The organism is Bradyrhizobium sp. CCGE-LA001, assembly GCF_000296215.2.
Taxonomy (GTDB): Bacteria; Pseudomonadota; Alphaproteobacteria; order Rhizobiales; family Xanthobacteraceae; genus Bradyrhizobium.
This window is the reverse complement of the sequence record NZ_CP013949.1, coordinates 3,144,255-3,163,528: the sequence shown is the minus strand read 5'-3', so window position 1 is coordinate 3,163,528 and position 19,274 is coordinate 3,144,255. Positions and strand designations below refer to the sequence as shown.

Annotated in this window: 20 protein-coding genes; 9 read left to right on the top strand and 11 right to left on the bottom strand. The window is 63.7% G+C overall.

What is annotated here, in order from left to right:
* Positions 1–39 precede the first annotated feature (39 nt).
* The gene (locus BCCGELA001_RS14680; RefSeq protein WP_008554322.1) at positions 40–777 is read right to left on the bottom strand and encodes a hypothetical protein; all 738 of its coding nucleotides are present in this window, start codon (positions 775–777) and stop codon (positions 40–42) included.
* 288 nt (positions 778–1,065) lie between these two features.
* Here BCCGELA001_RS14680 and BCCGELA001_RS14675 point away from each other — a divergent pair, with 288 nt between their 5' ends.
* The 4 genes from BCCGELA001_RS14675 to BCCGELA001_RS14665 all read left to right on the top strand — a co-directional run bounded on the left by BCCGELA001_RS14675 (position 1,066) and on the right by BCCGELA001_RS14665 (position 5,553).
* On the top strand, positions 1,066–2,109 hold the full coding sequence (locus BCCGELA001_RS14675) for an ABC transporter substrate-binding protein (protein WP_060737656.1): 1,044 nt from the start codon (positions 1,066–1,068) through the stop codon (positions 2,107–2,109).
* On the top strand, positions 2,106–4,796 hold the full coding sequence (locus BCCGELA001_RS14670; RefSeq protein WP_008554311.1) for a hybrid sensor histidine kinase/response regulator: 2,691 nt from the start codon (positions 2,106–2,108) through the stop codon (positions 4,794–4,796). Before BCCGELA001_RS14675 ends, BCCGELA001_RS14670 begins: the two co-directional genes overlap by 4 nt.
* Positions 4,797–5,015: 219 nt before the next feature.
* The gene (locus BCCGELA001_RS38325; protein WP_193409776.1) at positions 5,016–5,186 is read left to right on the top strand and encodes a hypothetical protein; all 171 of its coding nucleotides are present in this window, start codon (positions 5,016–5,018) and stop codon (positions 5,184–5,186) included.
* A gap of 31 nt (positions 5,187–5,217) precedes the next feature.
* The gene (locus BCCGELA001_RS14665) at positions 5,218–5,553 is read left to right on the top strand and encodes a hypothetical protein (RefSeq protein ID WP_008554308.1); all 336 of its coding nucleotides are present in this window, start codon (positions 5,218–5,220) and stop codon (positions 5,551–5,553) included.
* Here the strand turns inward: BCCGELA001_RS14665 and BCCGELA001_RS14660 are convergent.
* The 3 genes from BCCGELA001_RS14660 to BCCGELA001_RS14650 all read right to left on the bottom strand — a co-directional run bounded on the left by BCCGELA001_RS14660 (position 5,534) and on the right by BCCGELA001_RS14650 (position 8,735).
* Entirely contained in the window at positions 5,534–6,010 is a 477-nt protein-coding gene (locus tag BCCGELA001_RS14660; protein WP_060735631.1) for a hypothetical protein, read from the bottom strand. The two genes, BCCGELA001_RS14665 and BCCGELA001_RS14660, sit on opposite strands and share 20 nt — an antisense overlap.
* A 497-nt stretch (positions 6,011–6,507) precedes the next feature.
* Positions 6,508–7,569 carry an FUSC family protein gene (locus BCCGELA001_RS14655; RefSeq protein ID WP_158511621.1) on the bottom strand — a complete coding sequence of 354 codons (1,062 nt, stop codon included), beginning with the start codon at positions 7,567–7,569 and terminating at the stop codon, positions 6,508–6,510.
* 62 nt (positions 7,570–7,631) lie between these two features.
* Positions 7,632–8,735: an HlyD family secretion protein gene (locus BCCGELA001_RS14650; protein ID WP_060735629.1), complete on the bottom strand. Its 1,104-nt coding sequence runs from the start codon at positions 8,733–8,735 to the stop codon at positions 7,632–7,634.
* Positions 8,736–8,841: 106 nt separating this feature from the next.
* Between BCCGELA001_RS14650 and BCCGELA001_RS14645 the strand changes: the two genes are divergently transcribed.
* Positions 8,842–9,774 (top strand): LysR family transcriptional regulator, encoded by a 933-nt coding sequence (locus tag BCCGELA001_RS14645; RefSeq protein WP_008554289.1) that lies wholly within the window; start codon positions 8,842–8,844, stop codon positions 9,772–9,774.
* On the opposite strand, the gene BCCGELA001_RS14640 is transcribed toward BCCGELA001_RS14645, so the two are convergent.
* A complete protein-coding gene (locus tag BCCGELA001_RS14640; RefSeq protein WP_008554288.1) occupies positions 9,757–10,671 on the bottom strand; it encodes a LysR family transcriptional regulator in 915 nt (304 codons plus the stop codon). The two genes, BCCGELA001_RS14645 and BCCGELA001_RS14640, sit on opposite strands and share 18 nt — an antisense overlap.
* 128 nt (positions 10,672–10,799) lie before the next feature.
* Here BCCGELA001_RS14640 and BCCGELA001_RS14635 point away from each other — a divergent pair, with 128 nt between their 5' ends.
* Entirely contained in the window at positions 10,800–11,738 is a 939-nt protein-coding gene (locus BCCGELA001_RS14635) for a ring-cleaving dioxygenase (protein WP_008554286.1), read from the top strand.
* Positions 11,735–12,361, top strand: coding sequence for an alpha/beta hydrolase (locus tag BCCGELA001_RS14630; protein WP_060735628.1), 627 nt, complete (start codon positions 11,735–11,737; stop codon positions 12,359–12,361). The genes BCCGELA001_RS14635 and BCCGELA001_RS14630 overlap by 4 nt, the downstream gene beginning before the upstream one ends.
* Positions 12,362–12,532: 171 nt before the next feature.
* Here the strand turns inward: BCCGELA001_RS14630 and BCCGELA001_RS14625 are convergent, their stop codons facing one another.
* On the bottom strand, positions 12,533–13,507 hold the full coding sequence (locus BCCGELA001_RS14625) for a magnesium transporter CorA family protein (protein WP_060735627.1): 975 nt from the start codon (positions 13,505–13,507) through the stop codon (positions 12,533–12,535).
* 61 nt (positions 13,508–13,568) lie between these two features.
* Here BCCGELA001_RS14625 and BCCGELA001_RS37060 point away from each other — a divergent pair, with 61 nt between their 5' ends.
* Both BCCGELA001_RS37060 and BCCGELA001_RS37055 read left to right on the top strand, forming a co-directional pair.
* A complete protein-coding gene (locus BCCGELA001_RS37060; protein ID WP_144441309.1) occupies positions 13,569–13,778 on the top strand; it encodes a hypothetical protein in 210 nt (69 codons plus the stop codon).
* 581 nt (positions 13,779–14,359) lie between these two features.
* Positions 14,360–14,836, top strand: coding sequence for a hypothetical protein (locus tag BCCGELA001_RS37055; RefSeq protein ID WP_144441308.1), 477 nt, complete (start codon positions 14,360–14,362; stop codon positions 14,834–14,836).
* Positions 14,837–14,931: 95 nt separating this feature from the next.
* On the opposite strand, the gene BCCGELA001_RS14610 is transcribed toward BCCGELA001_RS37055, so the two are convergent.
* The 5 genes from BCCGELA001_RS14610 to BCCGELA001_RS14590 all read right to left on the bottom strand — a co-directional run bounded on the left by BCCGELA001_RS14610 (position 14,932) and on the right by BCCGELA001_RS14590 (position 19,272).
* Positions 14,932–15,234, bottom strand: coding sequence for a hypothetical protein (locus BCCGELA001_RS14610; protein ID WP_144441307.1), 303 nt, complete (start codon positions 15,232–15,234; stop codon positions 14,932–14,934).
* A gap of 15 nt (positions 15,235–15,249) precedes the next feature.
* The gene (locus BCCGELA001_RS14605; RefSeq protein WP_008554267.1) at positions 15,250–15,447 is read right to left on the bottom strand and encodes a hypothetical protein; all 198 of its coding nucleotides are present in this window, start codon (positions 15,445–15,447) and stop codon (positions 15,250–15,252) included.
* 252 nt (positions 15,448–15,699) lie between these two features.
* Complete coding sequence (locus tag BCCGELA001_RS14600) at positions 15,700–17,196, bottom strand: ABC transporter substrate-binding protein (RefSeq protein WP_060737655.1); 1,497 nt, start codon at positions 17,194–17,196, stop codon at positions 15,700–15,702.
* Between the two features lie 55 nt (positions 17,197–17,251).
* Complete coding sequence (locus BCCGELA001_RS14595) at positions 17,252–18,262, bottom strand: ABC transporter ATP-binding protein (protein WP_060735625.1); 1,011 nt, start codon at positions 18,260–18,262, stop codon at positions 17,252–17,254.
* Entirely contained in the window at positions 18,259–19,272 is a 1,014-nt protein-coding gene (locus BCCGELA001_RS14590; protein WP_060735624.1) for an ABC transporter ATP-binding protein, read from the bottom strand. The genes BCCGELA001_RS14595 and BCCGELA001_RS14590 overlap by 4 nt, the downstream gene beginning before the upstream one ends.
* Positions 19,273–19,274: the final 2 nt, after the last annotated feature.

Here is a 19,274-nt window from a genome sequence, read left to right as displayed (position 1 = left end):
ATCCACGACCGGGTGGGAGAATGTCGCGATCGTCCGGCATCAGAACTGGCCGGGCGGAAGCTTGAAGATGTCGGGGCTCTTGGCGTCGGCGACGTAGAACAGCAGCAGGCTGGTCGGCGTCAGCACCCGGTTGTTTTCCTTTGTCTCGAACGTGCCCTGCAGCAGCAGGATCACCGAGCGATCCTTGGCGTCGCTGCCGCGGAACATCACGATGCCGCCGGCGACGGGCATGTTGACCGCGATGGAGTCGGGCTTGAAGCCCTCGCCCATGAAATGGGCGCGCAGGATGTTGGCGTTGGAGAACAGTTTCTCCGGCGTCATCGCCGTATCGGCCCCCTTCGACCAGACCGCGCCGACCTGGATCAGCGACTTCGACTTGTAGCCGAACACGTAGGAGAGCTCGGCCGTGCCGCCGTTCGGCAGCAGCTCCGGCGCGGAGAGCAGCAGGCTTCGCGTCAGCTCGGACGCGTTGTCCTGGATCTTGATCGCGTCGGGCTTCGGGTTGAAGTCCTTGGCCATCGCGGCGCGGACGTCGGCCTCGTTCATACCGAACTTGGCGGAGCGGAAGCCGTCGATCGCCTTGATCTTGTCCTCAGCCGCTGGGTTTTCGGTTGCGGCCGCCGACGTCGCACCGGCGGCAACCGGTGTCCCGGCAGGAGCGGCTTTGGGGGCCGGTGCGGCTTTCTGCTTGGGCACGGCGCCCTGGGCCGCGACCGGCCCGACTGCAACGGAGGTGAGCAGGCCGACGAGGGCCGGAACGAGATAGATTTTGCGCATCGAAAACCTTCGAAACAACTTGAAAGAACGCTTCAAAAATCAGCGGCATCGAAATCGGCTTCTCCGAACAGTCTCGCACCCGGACGGAATTTGTTGCAGCGCCACAAGGCGTTACTAAGCGTCACGGAGAAGACAAAGCTCGAAACAGCGACTCTCTGGCAGCAAAGCCATACGGTATCGGGCTGCCAAACGCTGCGAATGAACATTCACAAGCGCATTTTTTGATCAATTGTGGTCACCAGCCTTTCGCGTTATGCAACCGACTGGGGAAAGTTTGCGAAGCATTTCATGATCGAGCGGCCCGCTCCTGCCCACACTGTGCCGGCGGTTGCCCGCCGCGATGTCCTTCGCCTTGCGGGCGCAGCGGCCGCAGGATGGATCGCGCTCGGCGCAACGGACGATCGCATGCGCATCGTCGGCTCGCTGACGGCATTGCCGCTCGACGACGAGCTGACCAGGCGAAGCATGATCGACAGCGCGACCTCGCGCCTGGGCGGCCTCATCGTCGGCTTGCGGCAGCGAGGCTGGGTCGAAGGCGTCAATTTCCGCCTCGAGCTCCGTTCGACCTTTGGCCCGCCGGAGCGGCTGAAGGCGGCGATCCAGGAGCTGCTCGACCTCAAGCCGGACGTCATCCTGACCGGCTCGACCGTCGAAACCGCAGCCGTCCTTGCCGCCACCAAGACCATCCCGATCGTGTTCGCCACCGCCAACGATCCCGTCGGCAACGGCTTCGTCCAAAGCCTCGCCCATCCCGGCGGCAACGTCACCGGCTTCACCAACAGCACCGCCGAGATGGGCGGCAAATGGCTTCAGCTGATCCGTGAGGCCGTGCCCGACGTCGCGCGGGTCGGCATCCTGTTCAACCCCGCGACCACGCCGCGCGGCGGGCGCTTCTTTCTCGAATCGATCGAGCAGGAAGCCGCCGCATCCGGCGTGTCCGCGATCCCTGCGCCGGTCAACGCGCCCGCGGAGATCGACGACGCCGTCAGGCGCTTCTCCGAACCGCCCAAGGCCGCGATGGTGGCGCTGGTGGACAGCTTCCTCGTGGTCCACCGTAAGGCGGTCGTCGCGGCAGCCGACAAATACCGCGTGCCCACGATCTACCCGTTCCACTATTTCATGGATGTCGGCGGGCTGATGAGCTACGGGCCGACACTCGAAGTGCGCTCCGCCGATTATGTCGATCTCATCCTGCGCGGCACCAAGGCCGGCGACCTACCGGTGCAATCGCCGCGGAAATACGAGCTCTTGATCAACCGCACGGTCGCCCGCGCGCTGGGACTGACGATCCCCTTCCCGCTGCTCGCACGCGCCGACGAGATCCGCGAGTGAGCGAGACGGCCGACCAGGGACATCTGCGCACGCCTCCGGGCCGGCTGTTCAGGAAATATCTCTACTCGATCGTCGCCCTCGCCTTTGCCGCGCTCGCCATCAACACCGGTTTCGACGTCTGGTTCTCCTATCGCGAGCAGAAGCAGCTGCTGGCGGCGACCCAGCGCGAGCAGGCCGCAAGCGCGGCCATTCAGATCGGCCAGTTCATCGGCCAGATCGAAAACCAGATCAGATGGCTCGCGCGCCTTCCCCCTGAGCTGTCGACCAACGAGGACGAGCGGCTGAACGCGATCCGCCTCCTGCGCCTCTCGCCCGCGATCGCGGAGATCGCTCAGCTCGACGCGCAAGGCCGCGAGCAGGTGCGCGTCTCGCGCCGCGTCGCCGACAGGATCGGCAGCAACGCCGACCTCTCCGCTTCGTCCGCCTTCCGCGGCGCCAATGAAAGCCGCGCCTATTACGGCCCCGTCTACTTCTTCGGCGACACCGAGCCGTTCATGACGCTCGCCACGCGCGGCAACGGCCGCGCTCCGGATGTGATCGTCGCCGAGGTCAATCTGCGCTTCATCTGGGACCTCGTCACCGGGATCAGGGTCGGCAACACCGGCAAGGCCTATGTGGTCGACCGCATGGGCGTGTTGATCGCGCATCCCGATCTGTGGCGGGCGCTGCAGCGGAGCGATCTCTCCAGCCATGCGGACGTGCGCGCCGCGCTCGACGGCGTCGGGCCGCCGTCCGGCGGCCTGGTCAAGGAGGATCTGTCCGGCCAGCGCGTGCTGTCGACCTACGCGACCGTCCCCTCGCTCGGCTGGCTGGTGTTCGTCGAGCTGCCGCTCACCGAAGCCTATGCGCCGATCTATGCATCGGTCGCCCGCTCGACGTTCCTCCTCGTCATCCTGCTCGCCGGTGCGGTGCTGGTTTCGCTCTTTCTCAGCCGGCGCATGACCGTGCCGATCCAGATCCTGACGCAAGGCGCGCGCCGGATCGGCAGCGGCGATCTCGGCCAGCGGCTCGCGATCAAGACCGGTGACGAACTGGAGGCGCTCGGCGACCAGTTCAATCGCATGGCCGCGCATCTGCGCGAGTCCTACGCCACGCTCGAGCGCAAGGTGGTCGAGCGGACCTCCGAGCTCGAGAAGGCGCGCGATCATGCGCTGGCCGAGCACGACGCCGCCGAGCGCGCGCGCAGCGCGGCCGTGGCGGCCAACGAGACCAAGTCGCGCTTCCTCGCCGTCGTCAGCCACGAGCTGCGCACGCCGCTGAACGGCGTGATGGGCATGCTGCAATTGCTGAATGACGGCGGCCTCGACGAGATCCAACGGCGCCATCTCGCCACCGCGGCCGCATCGGGCGAGACCCTGATCGCGCTGGTCGATGCGGTGCTGGAATATGCCCGCCTGGAGGCCAGCACCGAAATGCTGGAGACGCGCGACTTCCGGCTCGACCAGCTCATCGAGGCCACGGCCGATCTGCTGCGTCCGCAGGCCATCGGCAAGGGTCTGGCCTTCGATCTCACCTGCGATGCCGCGGTCAACACCGCCGTGCACGGCGATCCCGTCAGGCTCAACCGCATCCTGCTGAACCTGATCGGCAACGCGATCAAGTTCACCCCCAGCGGCGGGATCGCCTTGAGCGCGGCGGCCGAGCGGCACGACGATCACGTCCTGCTGCGCATCAGCGTTCGCGACACCGGCATCGGCATTGCGCCCGACCTGCACGAGCGGATCTTCGAGGATTTCGTCCAGGCCGACGACAGCATCGCACGTCGCTTCGGCGGCACCGGCCTGGGTCTCGCGATCGCGCGCCGCCTCACCCGCCTGATGCGCGGCGAGCTGACGGTCGAGAGCGCGCCGGGCGCAGGAAGCACGTTCACCCTTGAAGTGCCGCTTGTTCTGGCGGCGAGCGGCGCGCAAGGTGCGCCTGCCTCGCCGTCGCGGCCGCTCCGCGTGCTCTTGGTCGACGACGACCCCGTCAATTGCGAGGTCGGCGAGGCCATTCTGACCCGGCTCGGCCATCGTGCCACGATCGCGAGGAACGGCACGTCCGCGATCGAGCTCGCCAGCGACCAGGTGTTCGACGTCATCCTGATGGACCTGCACATGCCCGATATGGACGGCGTGGAGGCGGCATCAAAGATCCGCAAGCTCGGTCTTGCCAGGATGCCGCGCATCATCGCCGTGACCGCCGACGTGTCCACCAATGCGCGCGAGCGGCTCGCCGGCGCAGGGATCGGCAAGGTCGTGAGCAAGCCGATCCTGATCAATGCGCTGCGGGAGGCGATCGAGGATGAGCGCCAGGCCGAGCCAGCAGCGACGCCACTCGCCGCGGACGAATTGATCGACCAGTCCTTTCTCGACGACCAGCGCGGGTTGCTTGGCGCTGCGCAAATCGACAAGCTCCACCATCTGCTGGGCGAGACAAGCGCAAGGCTGATCGACGACATCACCAGGGCGGCAGCGACCGGCGATCACACGCAGCTCGCACGATCCGCGCACCAGCTCGGCAGCGCGGCGAGTGCGCTCGGCCTCGTCCGCCTGTTCGAGCGCAGCCGCGATGTCGAGCTGGCGGCGGCCGCGATGGCCCCTGGCGAATGCCTGTGTGCCGCTCGCGAACTCGCCGCGCTGCGGGAAGCGTCGATGCACGCGCTTGACGATCTGCTGCAGCCGGCCGAGCAGCGCTCGCGGAGCTGACCCTACGTCGGTATGGTCACGTCATACCCGCGCACAATGGCGACGGCCAAAGCTCCATGCTACCTATGAACGCACAGTGAAAAGCAACGGAACCGGGCCCACGAGCCGGCAGTTGCAGGACAAGTCGGCGGCGTAACGCCCGCCGGCCTGCCTCTCGTCGAACGGCGCGACGCCGCTCCGGTACTTGTTCTACTGTCACACTTGGCTGGAGAGTACGCCATGAGAAACATCGCCGATCTCCTCGCGCGGTTTTGGCAAGGGAACCAGCCTGCATCCGATCCTCGGGCTGCGGCGATGGCCGAACACCGAGATCAATCCAGCATGGCCGATTTTGTCCGCATTCTGCAGGCCTACGATCAAGGCCATTGGGGCGACCGGGTAAGTCCCTGAGCAGTAGCGCAATAGTCTCGGGCCACTCGCATTGATCGACCAGTCCTTTCTCGACGACCAGCGCGAGTTGCTCGGCGCCGCGCAAATCGACAAGCTCCACCATCTGCTGGACGAGACAAGCGCAAGGCTGATCGACGACATCCACCAGGGCGTCCGCGACCGGCGATCACAGGCAGCTGGCACGATCCGCGCAGCTCTCAAGCGTCCAGCTGGCCGAGCGAAAGATCAATCCCACGACGCCAGCCCATTCTTCAGCAGGTCGCCCGGCCGGCAATGCGTTTCCGGCCGAGCCGACGCGCTTCCCAAGGGATCGACTAGCTTCGTGCGGGACCTGTCAGCATTCGCTGTCACGAGCCCGAAGTTTTAACGACCAGCTTTATGTTTAGCAGGTTGACGCCCTTGAACGGATTCGGCGCGCTTTCGATTGTGCCGGTGCCCGTTGCGTTCGCATAGGCACCAGTGCCCGACAGGATCGTGTATTCGCCCGTCGATTTGCCGTCCTTGGCCGATCCGGTGTAGCGCGCCGTAATCGAGCCTTCCTCGAACGTGTAAGTGCTATAGCCGAAGAAGGGGCCAGACCCTTTGAGCAGGTCCGAACTATTGACGAACTCTTTCACGCCGATACGGCCGTCGCTGAAGACGGCCACTCCGAAGAATTTCCCGGACACGACCGTCTGTCCTTCGACGTTTGCGGCCTCTATAACCTTGAGGTCAAGTGGCTTCGTGACCAGCTTGAACTCGAGCACTCGCTCACCGGCCACGGCGGTTGACGCCGCGACGGCCAATGCCACGCCAGAAAGGAAAAAGGTGAGAGACTTCCGCATAGCTTCCTCCTGCGCTTGTTGAAACCAAGTCGAGAAGTGCGGGCTACTCATCGTGCCAGGCTCTTCGCGGTGGCACGGAAGAGAGGCCCTCGGCAACGCCCGACAGCGGCTGAATTCTCTCTGTCCTGAGGCGCGCAATCGGGACGCGAATATGAGTCCCAAGCCACGGAAAGAAAGTTCAAGTTTCCGCTGCGGTATAATCGTATCTAACCGGGGCCTGTTCGAGCGGTGCCGCGAAGTGGAACTGGCTGAGGATTCGATGTCCCCCACCGAGTGCCAGAGTGCCGCCCGCGAACTCGCCGCACGTCGGCAGGCATCGATGAGAGCGCTAGACGACCTGCTTCTGCCAGCCGAGCAGCGCTCGGTCGGCTAGACCGTGTCCCTCATCGATCAGCGTGATCGAGGATCGCATGCGCGAGTCCAGCCGCTGGATAGGACATACGACGAAGGGGCGGCCGACATGGGAACAAGGCGGTTGGCTTCTGTCTGAGACGCCGCTACTTGTCTTGAACCAAAGGCCAAACGCAGGTCGTCATACACAGCATGGCGGAGCCGATCGCGATGCCAACAAAACGCTCTAGCCCGGGGGTAATATCTGTGATCGGAGCCGGCCCCTGAACAAGGGTGACGAGAAGCCCGAGCGTGAACTGCGTTCCGAGATAGTTGATCTCCCGTCCGGTCTGAATTTGGTACCCGACCCACACGCCAACAGCGAGGGTGAGCACAGTTACCGGCAATCCCGTGCCGAACAGGCCAATAGAGACAAGAGCGACCGCGCTACCAAGCAGGCATCCAAGCGCCCTGTGGGCTATCCTCTCGTAGATCGTAGCGTATCGGCGATTCCCCACCGCCGTCGATGGGACGATCATGATGACGTACGATGTGATCGCAGTTTGTGAGAAATCCTCAATGCCGAACCACCGCCAGATGAGGGGCAGCAAGGCGACGGCCAGCGCCGCGCGTGTACAGTGCTCGAGCAGCAGCCAATGCTCTCGCAGCCAGTTCTCATTCAAAATATCATGCAGGCGTGCGTACCAGAGCACGTCATGAGCATGTTGTTCCCCACGGCCTGCCCTATCCGAATACAGGCTTGCAACGAAAAGGCTTATGCACGTTCCAACCGCAATCTCCGCCACCCGCGTGGCTGCGAAATGCACGACAGCGTCTGGCGAGGCAAGCGCCTCGGTGGTTACCATCCCGGCCGTAAGGCCAAAGAATAGCCATGCGTAACCGTAGTTGGTCGTCAGCGACTGAAAGATGCCGATCCATGACACAATGAAGAGGAAAACCATCAACAGCAAAGGGTCATTCGCGGTCCCGGGCGCCAGCAGGAGTCCCAGCAGTGCTCCACCAGCGGTGCCCACGATGCGCATAAGTCCCCGCTCGAACGTCTCGGCGACGCTGCCACGCATCACCATGTAGCCGCTGAACGCCGCCCAGGAGAGATCATCAAGGTTGAGAACGGATGACGTTGCGACAGCGACCAACACCGACAGCACGCGTTTAGCTGCCTCTCTGGCACGCGGGCCGCGAAGCTCGAGCGATTTGAGCTCACGCACCAGGGCTCGCGGTATGGGTCGCAGGGCCGATATCAGGAGCGGCATCGTCAAGATTCTTCCAATCAGTAGATGACCAGGACGCGAGCGTCGACGCCCATGAAGAGCTGGTCGCTCCCAGGAGATTCGAGCAGCGTGAATCGAACTGGAATCCGTCGTTGCAGGCGGATCCAGTTCACCGTTGGAGATACGTAAGGGACGAGCGTCTCGCTCCCTCGCTGGCGACTGATGCCGTGCGCAACACCCTGGATGCGCGCGCGGTAGAGATGCCAGGGATTGCTGTCGAGCCAGATCCAGGCGGTGCCGCCGGGATGCAGGTGCCGTAGATAATATTCCTTGTAGTTTGCAACAACGCGCCAGGCGTTTCCATCCACGATCGCAACCGCTGCTTGGCTCGTAGAAACCATGTCGCCGGTTTGAATGGCAAGATGCGTCACGTAACCATCGACGGGCGCCACAACTTTGGTGCGATCCAGGCGCCATTCGGCGAGAAGTCGTGCAGCGTGGGCCGATGAAACGGCAGCCTTGTCCAGGTTGAGCATCTCGTTCGCCTTCTGCAAGGCAGCTTCGGCGCCGTGTTGCTGGGCCGCGCTTTGCTCCTCGGCGGTACGCGTCGTGTCGAGGGCCTGGACGGAGATCGTACCGGACTGTGCAAGCGGCGTGTCACGGCGCAGATTTGCCGCGGCGAGCCTCTCGGCAGCACCCGCCGCTTCCTTCTGCGCCTGCAGAACCTGCAACTGTGCGCGGTCGACCGGCAGCTGAGCCTCAGTTCGCGCCTCCTCCGCGCGCGCTTGCTCGACAGCCAATCTGAGCGGAACTGGATCGATGGTAAAAAGGAGTGTTCCTCGCTTCACCCATTCGTTGTCCTTCACAAGAACCGCTGCGATCGGACCCGTGACTTCCGGCGTGATCGACAGCACATCGGACGTGACGTATGCGTCGTCCGTGTAGGCGAACAGATAACCCGATATCCACCAGGCCAAGACAGCCACTGCAACGGCGAGGAGGAACAGCAGGGCGCGCCGGCGTCGCGAAGGAATGGGTGATCGATCAGATTCGGGTGTCGCCGACAGCGAAGTTGCGGCAAGCGGAAAACTTGGTTCTTTGGTCCTGACCGTCGGCTCAGGGATGGACTTGCCTTTCAGGATGACATTCAGGTTCTGGTCCAATTTCGATCGTCCAGGTCAATCACGCTCCACATAAGGGATATTTGATTTCCGTCGACGTGCAGTCAAATATATAGGAAGAGCGATCTCGATAGCTTTTGGCACTGGCATGGAACTACGCCACATCCGCTATTTCCTCGCCGTTGCCGAGGAGAGAAATTTCACACGCGCCGCTGCACGGGTTGGAATCGGGCAGCCGCCGCTGAGCCAGCAGATCAAGGATCTTGAGGCCGAAGTCGGGGCTGCGCTCTTCCATCGCATTCCCCAGGGTGCCGAACTGACCGAGGCAGGACGGGCCTTTCTGGAGAACGTGCAGGTCATTCCTATGCAGGCGGAGCGCGCCATTCGAGCCGCTCAAAGGGCTGCGCGGGGTCAAATCGGATCGCTCCGAGTGGGCTTTACCAACTCGGCCCCATTTAATCCCGTTGTCACCTCGACGATCCGATCGTTTCGCCGGGCTTATCCCGATGTGCATCTGACGCTGGAGGAGGCGAGTACATTCCGCCTCATTGCGGGCCTTCGGGAAGGCGAGCTGGACGCGGTGTTCCTACGCCCCAATGAGGGCGAGGACGATCTGCAGTTTCGGCGTCTCTCCAGCGAGCCGATGCTCGTCGTATTGCCCGCAAGCCATCCGGAGGCGAAGTCGACTGAAATCGATCTCATCAGGCTGAAGGGAAATCCGCTCATTCTGACGCCGCGCGGATCGGCGTGGGTTGACACCGTCATCGGGGCCTGTCGGCGGGCGGGCTTCGAGCCGACCCTCGGGCAGTCCGCGCCTCAGATCAGCTCTGTCGTCAGCCTGGTGGCAGCTGAGCTTGGCTTTTCGCTGGTACCGGCGTCGATGCGCCAGCTTCACGTCACCGGCGTCACCTATCGTGAGGTCAAAGGGGACTCTCCAATCGTGCGCTTGACTCTGGCGTTTCGGCGTGGCGAGACCTCGAAGATCGTCCGTAACTTCATTGCTCAGGCGGTGCGTGAAGCAGGATCGGAGCCGACAGATCTCAGCCCGACTCTTCCGCGCGGATCATTTCGGCCGGCCTGAGGCCGCCTCGTCCTCGCGGCTGAAACGTTCGACGAGAAAATCGATGAACAGCCGCACCTTCAATGAAAGATGCCGCGTCGGCGGATAGACCGCATAAAGCGAAAGCGGCGGCGCAGAATAGTCGTTCAGAACGGCGCGCAGCTCCCCCCTTCTCAACGCATCGGCCGCGATGAACTCGGGCAGCAGCGCCAGCCCCCGGCCCTTGATCGCGACGTCGCGCAACACCTCCGCATTGTTCACGCAGAGCGACCAGGCCGGCTGGATCCAGTGATCGCCGTCGCTGCCTGTGAGCTTCCACTGGTTGCCGGTGAGCAGGAAGCCGTAGGTCAGCGAGGCGTGCTCGCGCAGATCCTGCGGGTGCCTTGGCGTGCCGTGACGCGCGAGATAATCCGGCGAGGCACAGATCATGCGCGCCACCGGCATGATTTTTCGCGCGATCAGGCTGGAGGATTCGAGCTCCGCGATCCGCAAGGTCACGTCGAAGCCGTCCTGGACGGGATCGAGCAGATCGTCGCTGAGCACGATCTGGAGCTGGAGCTCCGGGTAACGCGCCATGAAATCGGCGAGCACCGGCCCGAGCCGCATCGTGCCGAACGACATCGGCGCGTTGACGCGGAGCAGTCCGCGCGGCGCCGACTGGGCCTGTGTCACGGCCTGGTCGGCCGCCTCAATCTCCGAGAGGATCACCACCGCGCGCTCGAAATAGCGCTGGCCGTTCTCGGTCGGGCTGGCGTGCCGGGTGGTCCGGTTCAGGAGCTGGACGCCAAGGCTCTCCTCGAGGTCGGCGATGTATTTGCTGATCGCCGAGCGCGACAGCCGCAGCTGCCGGCCGGCCTCGGCGAAGCTGCCGCTTTCGACCACCTTCACGAAGGCGCGGAGGCTGGCGACCTTATCCAACGGCCGGCCTCGGCGATTGTTTCCAAATCGTAGACATAGCCGTCATATTTGCATGGATTGTCTCCAATCCAAAGCGGAACGATATTTCCTGCCAGAGCAAGACCGCTCCCCGAATCTGGAGGACGACAATGTCTGGACTGCACCATGTCACCGCGATCGCCGGTGATCCCATCCGCAATTTCGGCTTTTACACCCGCGATCTCGGCCTGCGCTTCGTCAAGAAGACGGTCAATTTCGACGATCCCGGCACCTATCACTTCTATTACGGCGACGAGACCGGGCGCCCGGGCACCATCCTGACCTTCTTCCCCTGGGCTGGCGTTTCGGCCGGTCGCCGCGGCGTCGGCGAGACCCATCAGACTGCCTTCCGCGTGCCGCAGCGCTCGCTCGGCTATTGGACGCAGCGGTTCACCGAGAAGGGCATTCGTTACGAGGCTCTGGAGAAGCGCTTTGGCGAGTCCGTGCTGCCGTTCACCGATCCCGACGGCATGGCGCTCGCGCTGGTCGGCATTCCCGGTGCCGAGAACGAGCCCGGCTGGAGCAATGGCGACGTGCCGGCCGAGCATGCGATCCGCGGCTTCCACGGCGTGACGCTGCTGCTGGACAGTGCCGCGAAGACGGCTTCTGTCCTCACCGACGTGTTCGGCTTTAGGGAGACCGGACGCGAGGGCTCGGTGATCCGCTTCAAGGCGCCGGGCGATGCCCAAGGCAGCGTCGTCGACATCTACGAGGCCAAGGGCTTTTTGCGCGGGCATCAGGGCGGCGGCTCGGTGCATCACATCGCCTTCCGTGCGGCTGATGATGCCGAGCAGGGCCAGATGGCGCAAAAGCTCGTGAGCCATCACGGCCTGCACCCGACCGAGCAGCGCGACCGCAACTACTTCCGCTCCATCTACTTCCGTGAGCCGGGTGGCGTGCTGTTTGAGATCGCAACCGACATCCCCGGCTTCGCGGTCGACGAGCCCGTCGCGAGCCTCGGCCGCGACCTGAAGCTGCCTGTTTTCCTCGAACAGCATCGCAAGCAGATCGAGGGCGTTCTGCCGAACCTGGAAGAGACCGCGTCATGACCGAAACTGCATTCATCCATCGCTTCGAGCCCGCGACCACCGCGGGCTCTCCTCCACTCCTGCTGCTGCACGGCACGGGCGGCGACGAGAACGACCTGCTCGGGCTCGGCCGGATGATCTCGCCCGGCTCCGCCCTGCTCTCGCCGCGCGGCCGCGTGCTGGAGCACGGCATGCCGCGCTTCTTCCGCCGTCTCACCGAAGGCGTGTTCGACGAGGACGACGTCCGCCGCCGCGCGCGCGAGCTCGGCGAGTTCGTCGACGAGTCGCGGCAGCGCTATCGCATCGCCGCGCCCGTAGCGGTCGGTTTCTCCAACGGCGCCAACATCGCCGCGGCGCTGTTGCTGCTGGAGCCGGACGTGCTTGCCGGCGCAATCCTGCTGCGCGCCATGGTGCCGTTGTCGGTTCCGCCCAAGGCGAACCTTGCGGGCAAGCCGATCCTGCTGTTGTCCGGGCAAGGCGACCCGATCGTGCCGGCCAGCAACTCGGCGCAACTTGCGGCCCTGCTCTCGCAAGCGGGCGCGCGCGTGACCCACAGGGTCCTGCCGGCGGGCCACCAATTGTCGCAAGCCGACGTAACGCTGGCCCGCGACTGGATCGGCAGCGTCGATGCCAAGGCCGCATGATCTGACGAGCAGCGACAATGCGTAGGGTGGGTTAGCCTTGCGGCTGCGCAAAGCGCAGTCGGCAAGGCGTAACCCACCGCTCCGGTCACCGCGCAAAAAGAGATGGTGGGTTACGTCTCGCGGATGCGCTTCGCGCAGCCGCGAGCCTAACCCACCCTACGAAGCCGCCTCTCAGTCGAACCAGCCGCGCCGCTTGAACCAGATCAGCGGCAGCACGCCGCTGGCAATGATCGCGAGCCCAGCCAGCGGATAGCCGAACGTCCAGTCCAGCTCGGGCATGTGCTTGAAATTCATGCCCCAGAAGCCGACCAGAATCGTGGGCGGCACGCCGACCACGGAGACGATCGTCAGGATCTTGAACAGCTCGTTCTGCTGGATGTTGATGAAGCCGAGCACCGCATCGAGCAACAGCTGGATCTTGTCGGACAGGCGCGTCTCGTAATCGCTGAGCGACGCCACGTCCTTCGACACGGCATGAAGGCGCGTCTTCGACCCGGCCGTGATCCACTCGCTCCCGACATCGCCGGCAAACGAGGCGACGCGGCCGACCCCGAGCAGGACATCGCGCGCCTTGGCCAATCGATCGGCGAGCTCGCCGATGTTCTCCAGCGCCTCACGCATCCTGCGGCTGGAACGGACCGGACGCTGGGTGCGGACGAGCCCGCCCCTAAAGACACCCCGCGAGAGCGTATCGACCCTGGCACCGAGATGCTCCAGCACGTCGGCGCCACGGTCGATCATGGCTTCGAGCAGGCTGGTGAACACGCACATGCCGTTCTCCAGGCTGTCATCGGAGCCGATGCGCTTGCCGATCTCGTCGAAAATCGGCAGCTCGGCAAACCGCACCGTGACCAGCACATGAGAGCCGATCACGAATCCCACCGGCGTGATCTCGGCCTCGCTGTCCTCCGTCAACCGCACCGCCGGCGAGCTGAGGTAGAGCGTACCGCGATCGTGGATCAGACGGCTCGACGCCTCGATCTCGCTGAGGGACTCTTCGGAGGGAACGCGGATGCCAAGCAGCCGCTCGACGAATTGCTTCTCCTCGTCGGTCGCATTCAGGAGATCGGCCCAGATGATCTCTGAGGGCATCTCCGCGCCGATGTTCCGCCAGTCGCCCGACGGCCATCTGTACAGTTTGAGCAAGAAAAGAACTCCGTGGCGGCGGCTTCACGGGTGCATCCGGCCGCCATCCGAGGATTAACGCATGAAGGCTCCAAACGTTCGATGTCCCTGCGGCGCGGCTGCGTTCAGCTTCGGGCGAAGTCCGCATTCCGACCCAAGCGGACAGCGTGTCGGCGAATATCCGCTTAGGCCAGACGAGAACTTCATGGGAATGCGGGTGTTCGCGGACCGCGACACGGCCCGCGTTCTTGATCGCAAAGATGTTGAAGCCGCCCAAATCAACCAAGGCTGATTGCTCGGTTCGTGACTCAGGTCCAAACCGTGATCTGTAAGGTGCATGTCAGCAACTGCGCTCATTATCTTCGGTGCGCCCACCTAGCCCATCAGGGCGTATCATTTATAGCTTACGCCAACTTGTATCGAGGAAAGCTAGCGATCGTCCACACCGTCTCCATCGAGATGTGACCACAAGCAGCACATTTATTTGGTGATCAATATTCGGCGTGATTGGCTCGGGAGTGTTCAGGCGAGGAAATTGTTGAAGCTGTTATGGCTGCTTGCCTGTGCGGGCGGGCTAATCGTGTACGGGGCACTGCAATTGCGTGATGTGTCCACTAGGTTAGGCTTCGGGGCTGCTGTCGGCGTCGGGCTTATGGGGCTTGGCCTGTTTGCGATCCTTGGCGCCATAGCTGTGAAGCAAACGCTTGGAATCAGCCAGCGTGGCGACCGCCGCTGAAATCAGAAACAGCTAGCGTGCGGCTCGGCAGACGAAAGCGAAGCGGGGCCTTGTTCGAGGGCGATAAGTCCGCTTGGGGCAAAGCTGACAATTCGGCGGACTGCGCGGCAGCGATGCAAAGCCGTGAGGATCTCCTCATGAACGACGTGACTTCAGGGCTCATGGCTGATCTAGCAAAAGGTCCTGTGTCGATTCGATCGCAGGGCTTCTTTGCATTTGCCTTCAGATTTGTTGTTCTTCTCGGTCTCACGTGTGTCCTCGGCCTTGCCGCTGTTTCAAGCTCACATAGTGTCGGTCTGCGCGCAATTTACATGTTTAGCGCCACTGCAGGCGTGTTCGTTCTCCTCCCAAGCTCGCTCGCAATTCGCTTTTGCGCAAAAGGGCTTCCAGAGCTAACGCTGTCTTCAGAGGGCTTTATCTATCATCGGGTCTCGCCAACGCTGGTGCGGTGGACTGACGTGATATCTTGCTTTGTGACAGATGTAGGAGCAACGTCGTCCGCAAAGACTTTAAGTGGTCATTCTGACGCCTGGCATTATCGAGCACCTCGAAATGTCTCGTCTTATGCGTTTGATGTATCTTCGCCAAAGCAGATTTATGATTGCCGATATTGACGCGTCGATCCATGAGTTAGCTGAGGTGTTCGAACGCCAGCGTGAAATTGTGCAGCAGTCCTCCGAGCAAAGGTCCGCCACGCACCAATAGACGGTCAGGCGGTCATGAACATGCCGAGTACTACGCTCACAAGGAAACCGAGTAGCATGCCCAACAAACTCAGGAGCTGATAGCCGATAATCGTATATGCCTCCGACTCACTATAGCCGCCCACCTGCCGCCACATGGCGACCTGCTTGTCTCCAAAGTTTCCAACGGACATCACAAATCGAGCCGTTGAATTGGAATCCCATCGTTCAACCCTCGCTCTTGCCAACTTGATGTTCACCCAAAGAGAAATAATCGCGAAGATCACCGTCCCAAGGAACATGGGAAATACGACGAAGTCACCTCGCACTTTCAGTCCCCTTTCTTACTTGAGCGCCGGCCCGCCGCGATCATAGGCCTCAATGCGCGCGACATAGGCCTTGGGCAACGCCGCTGCATCGACCTGCCCACTGGGGAGCGCCTGAGCAATGTCGCTCATCGCTGCATTATCGAGTTTCAGGATGATCGGCGCCTCGGCGCTCGCCGCTGCGATGTCAGCATCGCGGCGGGATGGCCTCTCCATGGCGTGCCTCGCCTGACGGCGTCCCGGACGATGAAGCCGCGATGATGCTATCCTGCCAGTGTTTTGCCCGACGGGTCAACGCTTCGGCTCCGCCACGCGAGCCCACAAGCGCGTGCCGCGCAAGCCCAAAGCGCGCCCTGCGCAAGCCATTGAAATGACTAGCTCCGCCTACTGTGCATGGGGTTGTTTTTTCACTTCTGTTTTGGAGCTGCCCTCTCCGCGAGCGGAGAGGACACAGCAACCGCCGCGTCCCTACTCCCAGTACCAGGTCGAGAAATCGTTCTCGTATTGCGGCACGTCCTTCCAGACGCCCTTCAGCTTCTTGTTGGTGATGGTGATGAGCTGCGGCTGATAGAGGTAGGCAGAGACGGCGTCGGTCGCGAGCATGCGCTGGGCGTCGCCGAGCAGCTTGGCGCGGGCGGCCTCGTCAGGCGTCGACACGATCTCCTTGTAGAGTGCGTTGAACGCCGCGTTGTTGTAGCCGAGATAGTAGTCCGGCTCGGTGATCTTGACGAGATCGAACGGCTCGACATGGCTGATGATGGTGAGGTCGAAGTTGTGCGGACCATTGCCGGCGAACACTTGCGAGAGCCACTGCGCCCATTCGACGTTCTCGATCTTGGCGACGATGCCGACCTTGGCGAGCTGGGCCGCGGCGATCTCGCCGCCCTGCCGCGCATAGGACGGCGGCGGCAGCTTCAGCGACAATTCGAGCGGCGTGGTGACGCCGGCCTCCGCAAGCAGCTTCTTGGCCTTCTCGGGATCGTAGGGGTTGATGCCGGTGGTGTCGACATAGCCGAGCGCGCCCGGCACGTAGAAGCTGCCGATCGGCGTGCCGAACCCGTCGACGGCGCCGTCGATCATCGCCTTGCGGTCGATAGCGGCAAGGATGGCGCGGCGGACACGGACGTCGTCCAGCGGCTTCTTGCGATGGTTGATCGCAACGATGGTCTTGGCGCGGGAGCCGCCGACCTGGACGTTGAAGCGCGGATCGGCCTTGAACTGCGCGATGGTGCGCTGGGCCGAGACGCGCGGGAACGCATCGACGTCACCGGAGAGTAGCGCGGCGGTCTGTGCTGCCGGGTCGGAGATGAAGCGGATTGTCACCTTCGCAAGCTTGATCGCGGCGGCGTTGCGGTAGTCGGCCCATTTGGTCAGCGTGATCGACGAGCCCTTGGCCCAGGCGCCGAGCAGATAAGGCCCGGTGCCGACCGGCTGCGTGATGTTCGTCGCCGCGCTCTTCGGCTCGACGATCGAGCCGCCCGCCTGCCCGAGCAGGAACGGCAGGTTCGGCTCGCCATATTTCATCGTGATCACGATGGTGTCAGCGTCGGGCGCCTCGACCTTCTCGAAGGCCTGATACAGGCTCTTGTCCTTGTTGGTGCTGGTCGGCGCGGCGTTACGCTCGAACGAGAACTTCACCGCGGCTGAGTTGAACGCTTCGCCATTGTGGAATTTGACGCCCTTGCGCAGCTTGAACGTGTAGGTCTTCAAATCGGGCGAGGCGGTCCAGCTCTCGGCCAGCAGCGGCGAGACCGAGCCATCCTCGTTGATCTTGGTCAGCGTCTCGTAGATGTTGTAGAGCGTGACCTCGGCGATCGCGGCAGCGGCGGCATTGGTCGGATCGAGCCCCGGCGGCTCCAGCGCCATCGCCATCACGACGCTGTCCTTCTTGCTCTGCGCCAGCACCGGCAGAGGCGCCGCGACCAGCGCGGCAGCAAAGGCGACGATCGATAATTTCCTGAACATGCGCAACTCCCCGGCCATCTCTGATCTCTAGCCTACGCCAATCCTGCCCCAGACACTAACCTTCCATGGCCGCTTGCGGCAACGCCATCACGGCTTCCGACTTGTGGCAGGCGGCAAAGTGCCTCTCGCCCACCTTGCGTAACTCAGGCGGAACCTCGCGGCAATGCTGGTCGGCAAGGGCACAGCGCGAGACATAGGGGCATCCGGTCGCCGCCGCCGCTTGCGAGGCGATCGCCTGGGCGCCGCGCCTGCGCCGGCCGTCGCCGGCGCGCGCCCGCGGCACGGCATCCAGCAGCGCGCGCGTATAGGGATGGGCGCAGCGCTCGAACAGATCCTCCGGCCGCCCCTGCTCGACGATGCGGCCGAGATACATCACAGCGACCTCGTCGCAGAGATAGTCGACGACGGCGAGATCATGGCTGATCAGGATGTAGCTGAGGCCGAATTGCTCCTGGAGATCCTGCATCAGGTTCAAGACCTGCGCCTGCACGGAGACGTCCAATGCGGAGACCGGCTCGTCGGCGACGATCAGCTTGGGCTGCGTGATGAGCGCGCGTGCAATGGCGATGCGCTGGCGCTGGCCGCCGGAGAATTCGTGCGGATATTTCTCCATGTCCGCATCGCGCAAGCCGACCTGGCGCAGCACCGCAGCGACGCGGTCGCGGAACGTGGTGCGGTCGGCGCCCTCGAGCACGGTCAGCGGCTCGGCGACGATGCGGGCGATGGTCTGGCGCGGATCGAGCGAGCCGTAAGGATCCTGAAACACCATCTGGAAATCGCGGCGCGCACGCCGCAGCTCGTCGGCAGATATGCGGTTGAGGTCGCGGCCGAGCAGCGCGACCTGGCCCGACGTCGGCCGCTCCAGCGCCATCACGACCCGCGCGAAGGTCGACTTGCCCGAGCCGGACTCGCCGACGACGCCGAGGCTCTTGCCGGCCTGGACCTGCACGCTCACGCCATTGAGGGCTCGCACCTGCCCCGGCGGACGGAACAGACTTTCGCGCGGCAGCGTGTAACGCTGCACCAGATCCTTCACGTCGAGAAGCGGCTCTGCAGCGGCGGTCATGCGGTCAGCGCTCCGACGCGTTCGGCCATCGACACGTCCGTTCTGATGCAGCGAACGAAGTGGCCGGGGCCGACATCCACCATCGGCGGCAGCGCGGCGCGGCACTGGTCGATCACGAGCGGACAGCGATCGGAGAAGGTGCAGCCGGTCGGCAGATCGGCCAGCTCCGGCACCGTGCCCGAGATCGTCTTCAGCCGCGTCCCCTTGCGCGCGCCGAGCTTGGGCCGGGCGCGGAACAGGCCCTGCGTATAGGGATGGCCCATGCGGCGGAACACCTCGTCGGTCGGCCCGCTTTCGACGACGGTGCCGCCATACATCACCATCATGCGCTGCACGTTCTCGGCGATGACGCCCAGATCGTGCGAGATCAGGATCATCGACATGCCGCGCTCCTCGACGAGATCGGCGATGAGGTCGAGGATCTGGCCCTGAATGGTGACGTCCAGCGCGGTGGTCGGCTCGTCCGCGATCAACAGATCCGGCTCGCAGGCGAGCGCCATCGCGATGGTGATGCGCTGGCGCTGGCCGCCGGAAAACTGGTGCGGATAGGCATCGACCCGCCGCGCCGGATCGGGCAGTCCGACGCGGTCGAGCAAGGCGATGGTCTCGCGCCGCGCCTGCGAGGCCGAATATTTCTTGTGACGCCGCAGCGGCTCGGCGACCTGGTTGCCGATCGTGTGCATCGGGTTGAGCGCGGTCATCGGCTCCTGGAAGATCATGCTGATGCGGTTGCCTCGCAGGCGGCAATAATCGGCATCGGAGAGCCCGACGAGCTCGTCGCCATCCAGCTTGATGCTGCCGCTGACGACCGCACTATCAGGCAGCAGGCCCATCAGCGACAAGGCCGTCACTGACTTGCCGCAACCGGATTCGCCGACGAGACCGAGCGTCTCGCCGCGCTTGAGCGCGAAGCTGACGCCGCGCACGGCCTGCGCGGGCCCGCGGCTGGTGTTGAGGCGGACGCCCAGATTGGCGACTTCGATCAGCGGCGCCGTTGCGGAATGGGCCATCT